The 10909-nt window shown below is 72.7% G+C and carries 6 protein-coding genes; 1 reads left to right on the forward strand and 5 read right to left on the reverse strand.

Going from position 1 to position 10909, the window contains the following annotated elements:
* Positions 1–311: 311 nt before the first annotated feature.
* A complete protein-coding gene (gene cysC / locus NBW84_RS04955) occupies positions 312–2072 on the forward strand; it encodes an adenylyl-sulfate kinase (RefSeq protein ID WP_250282119.1) in 1761 nt (586 codons plus the stop codon).
* 249 nt (positions 2073–2321) lie between these two features.
* On the opposite strand, the gene NBW84_RS04960 is transcribed toward cysC, so the two are convergent.
* The 5 genes from NBW84_RS04960 to hemE all read right to left on the reverse strand — a co-directional run bounded on the left by NBW84_RS04960 (position 2322) and on the right by hemE (position 10771).
* Positions 2322–3386 (reverse strand): phosphotransferase, encoded by a 1065-nt coding sequence (locus NBW84_RS04960; RefSeq protein WP_250282120.1) that lies wholly within the window; start codon positions 3384–3386, stop codon positions 2322–2324.
* Positions 3387–3822: 436 nt separating this feature from the next.
* Positions 3823–5436, reverse strand: a complete 1614-nt coding sequence (locus NBW84_RS04965) for a sugar transferase (RefSeq protein WP_250282121.1) — start codon at positions 5434–5436, stop codon at positions 3823–3825.
* A gap of 1016 nt (positions 5437–6452) precedes the next feature.
* Positions 6453–7199, reverse strand: a complete 747-nt coding sequence (gene hemQ, locus NBW84_RS04970) for a hydrogen peroxide-dependent heme synthase (protein ID WP_250282122.1) — start codon at positions 7197–7199, stop codon at positions 6453–6455.
* Between the two features lie 284 nt (positions 7200–7483).
* Positions 7484–9022 carry a protoporphyrinogen oxidase gene (hemG, locus tag NBW84_RS04975; RefSeq protein WP_250282124.1) on the reverse strand — a complete coding sequence of 513 codons (1539 nt, stop codon included), beginning with the start codon at positions 9020–9022 and terminating at the stop codon, positions 7484–7486.
* Positions 9023–9664: 642 nt separating this feature from the next.
* A complete protein-coding gene (gene hemE / locus NBW84_RS04980; protein ID WP_250282126.1) occupies positions 9665–10771 on the reverse strand; it encodes a uroporphyrinogen decarboxylase in 1107 nt (368 codons plus the stop codon).
* Positions 10772–10909: the final 138 nt, after the last annotated feature.

Raw genomic sequence — 10909 nt, forward strand, 5'->3', positions numbered from 1 at the left:
ACCGGCAGCCGGAACAGCGGCGGCCGGGACGCCGGACGCCGGGCTGGCGGCAGCCGGGACACCGGACGCCGGGCTGGCGGCGGATGGGTCGCCAGCCGCCAGGGCACCGGATACGGGATCATCGGATGGGGAGCCGCCGGGGGCGGGCCCACCCGTGGCGGCGTCTACGGATATGCCGGGGGCTCCCCCGCCGGCGTCCGCCGGCCGCTGGCTGCTCATCAGCGGAAGTGTGCCACCTGTTGTGACGGCGGGCGGCGCGTCAGCCCGTCACAGGCGGCGGGATACGCACGCCAACCGTTACCGTCACCGGTGTGCGTACCACCGGTGAGAGGACCGCACTGCTGGTCGACGAAGCGCGTGCCGCGGAACTGACCGCTGCCTCGCTGCGCTGGCAGTCAGTGACACTGAGCGCTGTTCAGCTCGCGGAACTGGAGCTGTGGCTGTCCGGTGGGTATCCACCGCGAGGCGGCCTGCCACCAGCGCACGGACGCAACGGCCCAGCCGGCCCAAGCGGCCCAGCCGGCCCGGCCAGTTCCGCTCGGACGCCCTCGACGGCGCCCTCGCCGGCATCGGTCCCAGCGCCGATCTCCCCGGTACCGGCCTCGCCGCTGCCCGCGCAGCACCCGGCACCGCAGCACCCGGCATCGCAGTACATCGTGGACGCCGGGGGCGCCGGCGCCCAGGACGCCGAGAAGTTCCAGGCCGGTTCGACGGTCGCCCTGCGGGACTCCGAGGGCGTCATGCTCGCCGCGCTGCACCTGACCGAGGTCGTGGGCTCGGCCCTGTCCGGGACGGTCGAAGGGCTGCGGCTGCCCGAGCATCCCGACTATCCGGAGCTGCGCTTCACCCCGGCGGCGCTGCGCGCGGAACTGCTCCGGCGCGGCTGGACCGCCGCGGACGAGCCGGCACCCGTCGCGGTGTGGGCCGACGGCCTGCTGCACACCGCGGACCTGGACCGCATCGAGGCGCTGGGCGCCGGCGGCGACGCTGTCGTCGTACTCGCCCCGGTCGGCGGGGCCGACTCCGCCGACGCCCGCCACCACCTGCGCATCCGCTGCCTGAAGGCGGCGCTGGCCACGATCGGCGACGTCCGGGCCATGCTCGCCCTGGTACCGGTGCGGCCGGTCACCCGTCTGACGGAGTCGGTCGCCTTCGGCCCGGAAAGCGTCATCCGCCCCGAGACCGTCACGGGCAGCGACAGGCAGGCGGCTGCCGGCCACAGCGGCGGCCACGCTGGCGGCGGCGGTGGCGGCGGCGGCGGCGGTGACGGCGGTGACGGCCAGTACCGGCGCGGCGCCAGCCCGGAGATCGACGACCGTGACAGTGAGCCCGCCCTCGCCGGGGAGCTGGCCTACCGGATGCAGGTCTGCCTCGCCTACGGATTCAGCGCGATGACCGCGGGCCCGGCGCCCAGCGCCCCCGGCGCGGCCGCGCTGTCGATGCTGCTCGACCGCGGGACACGGCTGCCACCGCCGCTGACCCCGCCGGCGGTGGCGGCCGAGCTGGTCCGGGCGCAGCCGCCGCGCGGCGAGCGGGGCCTGACCGTGCTGTTCACCGGGCTGTCCGGCTCGGGCAAGTCGACGCTTGCCAAGCTGCTCGTGTGCCGGCTGCTGGAACGCGGGGACCGCAGGGTCACCCTGCTCGACGGGGACGTCGTCCGGCTGCACCTGTCCAAGGGGCTGGGGTTCTCCCGCGAGGACCGCAACGCCAACGTCCTGCGGATCGGCTTTGTCGCGGCGGCCGTGACCGCCGTCGGCGGGACCGCCGTCTGCGCCCCGATCGCCCCCTACGACGACGTCCGCCGCCAGGTCCGGGCGATGGTCGAGGACAGCGGCGGCGGGTTCGTCCTGGTCCATGTCGCCACCCCGCTCCAGGTCTGCGAGGCCCGGGACCGCAAGGGCCTCTACGCCAAGGCCCGCGCCGGCATCATCCCGTCCTTCACCGGCGTCTCCGACCCCTACGAGGAACCCACCGACGCCGACATCGTGATCGACACCGTGGACGCCTCCCCCCACGACGCCGTCCAGACCGTCCTCAGCCGCCTGCGCACCGACGGCTGGCTGGCCCCCTGACCCCGTCCCGTGCCAAGAACCCCACATCAGCGCACCGGCCGGCCGGCCGCATCCCGTCCGACTGGTGAAAGCCACCTCACGTCACGCATGAGAGTGAGGGCGGAAACGGCTGCTGTGGCGACCGTTTCCGCCCTCACTTCCACGGCCGGACCGTTTACGATCATGAAATTCCGGCCGGCTGGGGCAGGTCGTTCCCGCCGTCCCGGCAGCGGTTGTCACCGACGGCCGGGCGGCATGCGTGCCGGGGAGTCAAAGCCGGCGCATACGGTGGCAGCAGTCGACGAAGGCCCGTGAGACGCTGTCGAGCGGGACGCCGGTGAGCACGCTGTCCGCCACGGCGCTCGCCGCGTATGCCACGGTCAGCGCCCGGGCGGGGGCATCCAGCACCGGCCACGGGTCGGCGTCGGGCGGCACGGCCCGGCCGCCGGCGGCGGTGTACCCGCGCAGGAACCGGCCCCACGCCGCCGGCGCCAGCACACCGGCGGCGTACCAGGCGGCCGGCCGGGCGAGATCCCACACCGGGTCCCCGGCGCCGAGATCGTCGACGTCGATGATCCGTAACCCCCGGCCGTCGAGCCGCAGCAGCTGGCCCAGATGCCAGTCCCCGTGCACGAGTACGCCCCCGGGCGCGGGGGCGGAGACGGGGGCCGCCCGGGCCAAGTGGTGGATCATGTGGGTCGTACGAGTTGTGCGGGCCGTCCGGGTGCGGCCCGCGCGCGGGTGGGCGCCGGCCGTCTCCTCGGACAGGAGCGTCGCGTACGCGGCAAGGACCTCCCCCACGGCAGGGTCGCCGCCGGCCGAGGCGGGCAGGCCGGACAGCTTCGCCATCGCGCGCTCCACACCCCGGCGGACCCTCGCCGGCGGGACGGGCCCCCGCGGGGGTACCGCGTGCAGCCGGGCGAGCAGGGCCGCCGCCTGCTCCCACGGCAGGTCGTCGACGGCCGTCTCGGGTATCGCCGCGGGATCGTCCGGATACAGGGGCGTGCCCACCGGCCAGGCGCTGACGAGCCGGCCGCGGGCCCGGGTGAGCAGTCCCGGCGCGTCCGCGCCCGGGATGGGCAGGGGCGCGAGCAGGCTGTCGCTCAGCCGGGGATCGGCCGCCAGGCTCAGCCGCAGCGCGAGCTGCGCCGGATCCGTCCCCGGCGCGTGGGCCTTGAGGACGGCGTCGCCGTAACGCACCAGCAGCCTGTCGTGGCGGGCGGACAGGACAGCCGCGGCGGCCGGTTCCCGCTCCCCCACGACCCGCCGGCCGACCGCGGCCAGCGCGGCCACCAGCTCGGCATCGACGGCTCCGCCGCCGGTACGCTCACCCATCCGCGGGCCCGGGATCCGGGCACTCGGCGCTCACGGACCGATTCAACCAGGCCGCCCCGGACGGGACCGTGAACACCGGCCAACGAGCACCGGACGGCCGCGACGCCGGCGGGAACCAGCGGCCCTCCGGACGAGAGGAACATCCGCCATCCACCATGACGGCCCGGGGGCCGTCGGCACGGGAACGCAGGTTCGCGGCGACGATCGGGTCCATACCGTTCCTCGCTCAGTCCCTCGCGCGGGCCGTTCGGCATGTCGGTCCAACATGCCAATATCAGCATGTCGATCCGGAATATCAACCCGAAATGTCGACACGGTGTGCCGCCGTTGCGCGCCGGTAGGTGGTTCGGCGGCACACCGTGTCAGTGGACGGACAGCTCGTGGATGACCGGTGGATGGCTGGCGGGTAGCCGATATGGGCTCGGTGGGTGTCAGGTCAGTAGGCACCTTCCCGGCGCACCACCGCGAACAACGTCCGCCACAGGATGACGAAATCCATCGCCAGGGACCAGTTCTCGACATAACGCAGGTCCAGGCGGACGGACTCGTCCCACTCCAGATCGGACCGGCCACTGATCTGCCACAGCCCGGTGAGACCGGGCTTGACCATCAGCCGGCGGTGCACGTCGCCTTCGTAGCGGGCCACCTCCGCCGGCAGCGGCGGCCGCGGGCCGACCAGCGACATGTTCCCGTTGAGGACGTTGAACAGCTGGGGCAGCTCGTCGAGCGACCATTTGCGCAGAAAGCGGCCGATGGGGGTCACCCGCGGGTCGTCGCGTATTTTGAACAACAGGCCCTCGGCGCGCTCGTTCGCGGCGCGCAGCTCTTCCAGACGCTCCTCGGCATCGAGGTACATGGAGCGGAACTTGTACATGCGGAACGTCTCGCCGCTACGGCCCACCCGGGTCTGTTTGAATATCGCCGGGCCACGGCTGGTCACTCGGATAGCGATACCGACCGCCAACAGGAACGGCAGTGCGAGCAGCACCGCGGCCAACGCGAAAACGCGGTCGACGCATGCCTTGAGAACCCGGCGGGCACCGGTGAGCTCGGGTTCCTCGATATGCAGCAGAGGAAGCCCGGCGACCGGACGGATCGAGATCCGGGGGCCGGTGACGTCGGTGAGCGCCGAACTGACAAGAACGTCGATGTCGCTGCCCTCGAGGGCCAGCATCACCCGGCGGAGCGTTTCACCGTCCATCTGTGGGCAGATCGCGACGGTGGTCGCCATGGTCGCCCCGATGGCGGTGTGCAGGCTTTCCAGCGTCCCCACTATGGGAACGCCGAGCAGGTCGAAGCCGCTGCGTTCGAGCCGGTCGTGGCTGTGCCGGCCGGGCAGGCGGTCCAGGCAGACGCCGACCATGGACCAGCCCGCCGTCGGGTCGCGCTGGGCCAGCCGGACGAGGGTCGCCGCGGCGTCACCGGAGCCTATGACCAGGACTCTGTGCAGGCAGCGCCCACCACGGCGCATACGGTGCAGGATCCCCCGCCCGCAGCAGCGCCCGACGACCGCGAGCAGCGTCGCCATCGGGAACGCGATGAGGACGTAACTTCGGGCGATCTCAAGTTTCGTCGCGTAGGAGATGACCGCGACGCACGCGGTGAGCCGGGCGGACGCGTTGATGACCCGCCTGAACTCCTCCGAACCACCGCCGAGAAAACGCCCTTCGTAGGCGCGCCCGAACGCCATCGACAGCACCCAGGCCAACGGCAGTACGCCGCTCATCACAATATACGGCCAGGACGACGCCGGGTTGTCGCCGAAACGCACCAGGAAGGCCATGAGCGCCGCCAGGACGCAGCCGGCCGCGTCGAACATCGCGAGCAGCCGGACGTATCTGCGCTCCCAGCCGACCTGGGCCCGGTAGGCAATATCCTTCTGAACCGTCTCCGGAACCGGCGGTAACGGCTTTGCCGACCGGCTGGGCAGTCGCTGCCGGACGAGCCGGGAAACGTCGACGAAAGCAGGGTCGTTGTGCGGCCAGACGCTGAGGACGGGTATAACGGGTGCCGCTGCGGCACCCGTCGGCGTCCGCGCGCCATCGGGCATGGTTTCTGTCACTGCCAGTCCCCCCCAGGACTCGGGCAAGTTACTGTCCGCTGGGATTGAAAAATTTTGGTTTGCTTCGGTCCGGGCCAGGAGGCTACCCGGCCGGCATGCGACCGGACACCTTCCGCAACCATTACGCGCGGCCGTCCCTCCATGGCACACGGACGCCCACGTGAATCGTTACGGCCACCGTGGAAAAACACGGACGGTATCGAGACCAGTCCTTACCACGAACCGTCCGGCGACCACCGGACATCGCTCCACGCCCATCGAACTCCCCCACCCGGACAGCCGGCTGACAACAACGGAAAAAATATACTGGCACTGCTGGACAGATAATCCAGCAACCTCCTTGCGACTACAGAAAGCAACTGGCCGGATGGTACGGACAAACGGCCGTGAACATGTGGCGGATACTAGCAGAGGCGTCGCACGGTTCACGGCATGAGGCAAACCCACCCGGCAGTCGCCGACAGGCGGCAGGCGACAGCCTTAATTGCAACGTAATGCCCTCTTTATCCGGGGGGAACCGGGCGGACGGAGGGCCATATGCTCACCACATACACACGAGAAGATGCGGAAAGTTATTCCCCTGGCGAGGCAACGCCATTTCGCTGCGAAAAGTTATTCCGTAGCTACTGAAAGAAGCGGAGGCGTGAGGGGAGCGCCGGTGCCGGCACCCGCATCCGCCAGGGGCGGAGCCGCGACCGATGCCGCGGCCGACGCCGTGGCCGAACCGGCACCCGGCTGAACAGGCACCCAGCTAAACAGACACCTGGAAAAACCAGCACCTGGCCACGCTCGCGCCCGGCCAAACCCGTGCCCGGCCAAACCAACGCCCGACCAAACCAACGTTTGGTCAAACCCATGCCCGGCTGAACCAACGTTTGGCCAAAACGGCGCCCGGCCAGGAGGCCGGGGCTCATCCGGCGAGAAGCCGGTACGTCCGGCGAACCGCCCCGGGGCGGCCTATAACAGGACCGTCTCTACGGCAGGACCGCCCGTGACAGGGCCGCCTACGGCAGGGCCGCGACGAGGTCGGCGACCGGCTTGCGGACACCGGTGAAGAACGGTGTCTCCAGGCGGGTGTGCGCCCGCGCCCGGCTGGCGCGCAGGTGCCGCAGGCAGTCGACGATCCGGTGCAGCTCGTCCGCTTCGAAGGCCAGCAGCCACTCATAGTCACCCAGCCCGAACGCGGCCACCGTGTTCGCCCGGACGTCGGGGAACTCCCGGCCCATGATCCCGTGCTCGGCGAGCATGCCGCGGCGTTCGTAGTCGGGCAGCAGGTACCACTCCAGCGACCGGTTGAACGGGTAGACGCACACGTACGCCTTCGGGTCCTCGCGCCGGACGTAGGCGGGCACGTGGTTGCGGTTGAACTCGGCCGGCCGGTGCAGGCCGACCGACGACCACACCGGTGCCAGCGCCCGCCCGAGAGCGCTCTGGCGGAACCGCTGGTAGGTCTCCTGGAGCAGGTCGGGGTCGGGGCTGGTCCACCACAGCAGGACGTCGGCGTCCGCCCGGTAGCCGCTCAGGTCGTAGACGCCCCGGGTGTAGACGTCCTTGGCGAGCGCCCCGTCCAGCAGGTCCTCCACCTCGGCCGCGATCGCCGTCCGGTCCGCGGGCAGGGCGTCACGCGCCGCAAAGACCGACCAGGACGTGTAGAGCAGCTCGGCGTTGAGATCCCGGGCGGAGGGGACGGGACCGCCTCGGGAGCTCCCGGTCGCGGGAGTCTCGGTGATGGCTGTGGGAGTCTCGGGCATGGCCCAATTGTCGCCTACCGGGCCGGCGGAGGCCCGCGGGTACCCACGGTTGCGCGCGGAGCCCCATCCCACCGGCCGTGATCATCTGCCGGGCCGGCAGGGGCCCGCCAGCACCCCACGGGCACCCCCGGAGCCCGGTCACCATCCACGAACGAGCCACCGTCCACGAACGGGCCACCGTCCGGGAACGGGCCCGGCACCCGGGACGCCGGGTCACCGACCGGAAGCGGACCACCGCTCAGGCCGGCCGCGGACCGCGAACGGGCCGCGTCCGGAACGCCGGGTCACTGGCCGACCCGGACCGCATCGTCGGAACGCAGCACCGTCTCCGCCGCGGCCTCACCGGAGCGGACACACGCCGCGATGCCCACCCCGTCGTACCCGGCGCCGGCCAGCGCGAGACCGGCCGGCAGCATCCCGCGCACCACCGCCGTCCGCTCGAGATGGCCGGGCAGGTACTGCGGGAGCGCAGCGTCCCACCTGGTCACCCGGCTCGCCAGCGGCCGGGCCGTCAGGCCGGTCGCGGCGGCCAGCTCGGCCGCGACGACACCGGCGAGCTCGACGTCGGAACGTTCCAGATCGCCTTCGTCGCCGGCCCGGCCGACGCTCGCCCGCACGACGCTCAGGCCGGGGTCCGTCGACACGTGCGGCCACTTCGCGGACAGGAACGTGGCCGCCTTCATCACGTTGCCCTGGCTCGGCGGGACGAGGTAGCCGCTGCCCCGCGGCAGCTGTACCCCGCGGTAGAGCAGCGTGATCAACGCCACCGACGTGTACGGGACCGCGGCCAGCGGCGCGGCCACGTACGGCGCCACCGGGCTGAGCAGCCGCCGGGCCTCGGGCACGGGTACGGCGAGGATCACCGCGTCGGCGTCGACGTCCCAGGCGCTGTGTCCGCCGACGGCGTCGGCGCCAGGGCCGGCCGCGATGCCGGCCTCGATGTTGGCCGTGAGGCCGGCTGTGAGGCCGGCTGTGAGGCCGGCATCGGGGCCGGGGCCTGTGCCCGCGCCGGTGTCACCGCCGGCGCCGTCCGGCACGGCCCGCGGCCCACGGCCGACGAGGCTCACCCGCCAGCCGGCGGCGGTCTGGCTGAGCCTGCGCACGCGCGTCCCCAGCAGGATCTCCGCCTCGCTGGCGTCCGCGACGGCCGCGGCGAAGCGGCCCAGACCACCGCGCACCGAGGCGAACACCGGGGCGGACGCGGGGTCGGCCGGCGCGGTACGGGCCCGCGCCCGGTACGCCCCGAGCAGCAGCGAACGGCTCTCGGACATGATCGGGGCCAGCTGCGGGACCGTGGCCCGCAGCGACATGGCGTCGGCCCGCCCCGCGTACACCCCGCCGAGCAGCGGATCCACCAGGCGTTCGACGACCTGGCGGCCGACCCGGGCACCCACGAAGCCGCCGACCGTGGGATCGGCCGGCAGCGGGGTGTGCGGCAGCACCAGATCGGCCGCGGCGCGCACGAGCCCGGCCGGGGAGAGCACCCGGGAGCGCAGCAGGCCGACCACGTCGGTCGGGACGCCGAGCAGGGTCCGCGGCGGCAGCGGGCGCAGCCGGCCGGAGATCAGCAGCGACGCGCTGGTGGTGGCCGGGTGGACGATGTCGTGGCCGAGGCCCACATGACGGGCCAGCCGCACCGCGTCCGGCACCCGGACGAGGAACGACTCGGCGCCCTCCTCAAGCTCGAGCCCCTCGAACGGGGTCGTCCGCAGCTTGCCCCCGACCCGGTCGGCGGCCTCCACGACGGTGACCTGGGCTCGGCCCCGCAGTGCATGGGCGGCCGCAAGCCCCGCGACACCCGCTCCGACCACGACGACCCGCATGCAGACCCGCTCCTCCCGTTACGGCCACCTCACCCGATACGCCTGGCCACCGTCCGCGCACCGGCCGCCATTGTCCAGCGGCGTGCCGGCCCGGGCCGACGGCCGCATGTTGCGTGACCCGCACCAGTTTCCTCCCGCGTCCGCCCGCCGGACCGCGACGGGCGAAGATTGCCCGGCAAGGGTGAGGAAAGGCACCCGGCCGCCCACACGGCGTCACATAACATCGCATAAAGTCACTTAAGACCTACGCCGCGCCACAGCGGATACCGTGCGGCGCCACACGATGCCGCCCGGGCCGCACCGCGCCGCCCGTGACGGCCAGCTCCAGCCCGACTTCCCGTGCCAGGGCCACACGATGCCGCGCGGGCCGCACCGCGCCGCCCGGGCCGCACGATGCCGCATGAGCCGTGGGCCGCACGGCGCCGCGCGATGGCGCGGCGGGGGCCGGGCCCTGGCCGCCCCGCCGGCTGACCGGGCAGAGGCTGCCCAGCCCGCCCGTCGGACGGCCGGAATGACGATCAGGAGGGCACCGGGACCGGAAGGGCACCGATCAGGAGAGCCCTGGCCGGCAAGACGCCGGCCAGGAGAGTGGCTCCCGGAAAGCGGTGCCCGGGAAAGCGACGGCCGGCGGACGGGCGGTGCTCAGAACTCGTGCACCAGCTCGACGATGTGGGCGAGCACGTCCGGGTCGGTCTCGGGCAGCACGCCGTGCCCGAGGTTGAACACGTGGCCGTCCGCCTTGGCGCCGCGGGCGCACACGTCATGGACCTTCTCGGCGAGGACGTCACGCGGCGCGAAGACGGCGGTCGGGTCGAGGTTGCCCTGCACCGCCCGGCCCGGGCCGATCCGGCGGGCGGCCTCGTCCAGCGGGACCCGCCAGTCCACCCCCACCACGTCGGCCCCGGCATCGGCCATGACGGTGAGCAGTTCCCCGGTGTTCACCCCGAAATGGATGCGGGGGACGCCGTCCCCGGCGAACGCCTCGAGGACCCGCCGGCTGTGGGGCAGGACGTAGCGGCGGTAGTCGGCCTCGTCCAGCGCCCCGGCCCACGAGTCGAACAGCTGCAGCGCGCTCACCCCCGCGTCCACCTGGACCCGAAGGTAACCGATGGTGATGTCGGCGAGCCGGTCGGCCAGCTCGTGCCACACCTGCGGCGCGCTGTACATCAGCTGCTTGGTGCGGGCGTGCGTCCGGCTCGGCCCGCCCTCGACGAGATAGCTGGCCAGGGTGAACGGAGCCCCGGCAAAGCCGATCAGCGGGGTCGGCCCCAGCTCGCGCACGAGCGTGTGGACGGCTTCGGTCACGTACGGGACGTCGTCGCCGGCGAGCGGGCGCAGCCGGGCCAGCGCGGCACCGTCCCGGACCGGCTCCGCGACGACCGGGCCCACCCCGGCGACGATGTCGATGTCCACCCCGATGGCGACCAGGGGCAGCACGATGTCGGAGAACAGGATCGCGGCATCCGTACCGAAACGGCGTATCGGCTGTAGTGTGATTTCTGTCACCATATCCGGATCACGGCAGGAGTCGAGCATCGCCGTGCCCGCGCGCAGCTTGCGGTACTCGGGCAGCGCGCGGCCCGCCTGACGCATGAACCACACCGGAACATGCTCGGCGGGCTCGCCCCTGCAGGCACGCAGGAACGGCGCGTCGCGCAACTCGGGGCGTGGCCCGGGCACCCCACCCACCTCGGACGTCCCGCCTGGTTCCACTGGATCCACCGCCGGATCCACCGCTGCCGCACACATGACCCTGATGGTTGCACGTTCATCGCGAAGGATGCCTCCGACAGGGGGTGCGGCCCGGTCGCGACCTCCGTCACGCCCGCCACCACGCCTCCTGCCACGCCCACCGCCACGCCCACCGCGGCGCCCACCGCGGCACAC

Source organism: Protofrankia sp. CiP1_Cm_nod2, from assembly GCF_920664355.1.
GTDB lineage: Bacteria > Actinomycetota > Actinomycetes > Frankiales > Frankiaceae > Protofrankia.

What these genes read in the sequence shown, in the direction of transcription:
- NBW84_RS04960 (WP_250282120.1), bottom strand. Translation starts at nt 3,386, where the DNA reads ATGGGTGAGCGTACCGGCGGCGGAGCCGTCGATGCCGAGCTGGTGGCC.
- hemQ (WP_250282122.1), bottom strand. Translation starts at nt 7,199, where the DNA reads ATGCCCGAGACTCCCACAGCCATCACCGAGACTCCCGCGACCGGGAGC.
- NBW84_RS04965 (WP_250282121.1), bottom strand. Translation starts at nt 5,436, where the DNA reads ATGCCCGATGGCGCGCGGACGCCGACGGGTGCCGCAGCGGCACCCGTT.
- hemG (WP_250282124.1), bottom strand. Translation starts at nt 9,022, where the DNA reads ATGCGGGTCGTCGTGGTCGGAGCGGGTGTCGCGGGGCTTGCGGCCGCC.
- hemE (WP_250282126.1), bottom strand. Translation starts at nt 10,771, where the DNA reads ATGTGTGCGGCAGCGGTGGATCCGGCGGTGGATCCAGTGGAACCAGGC.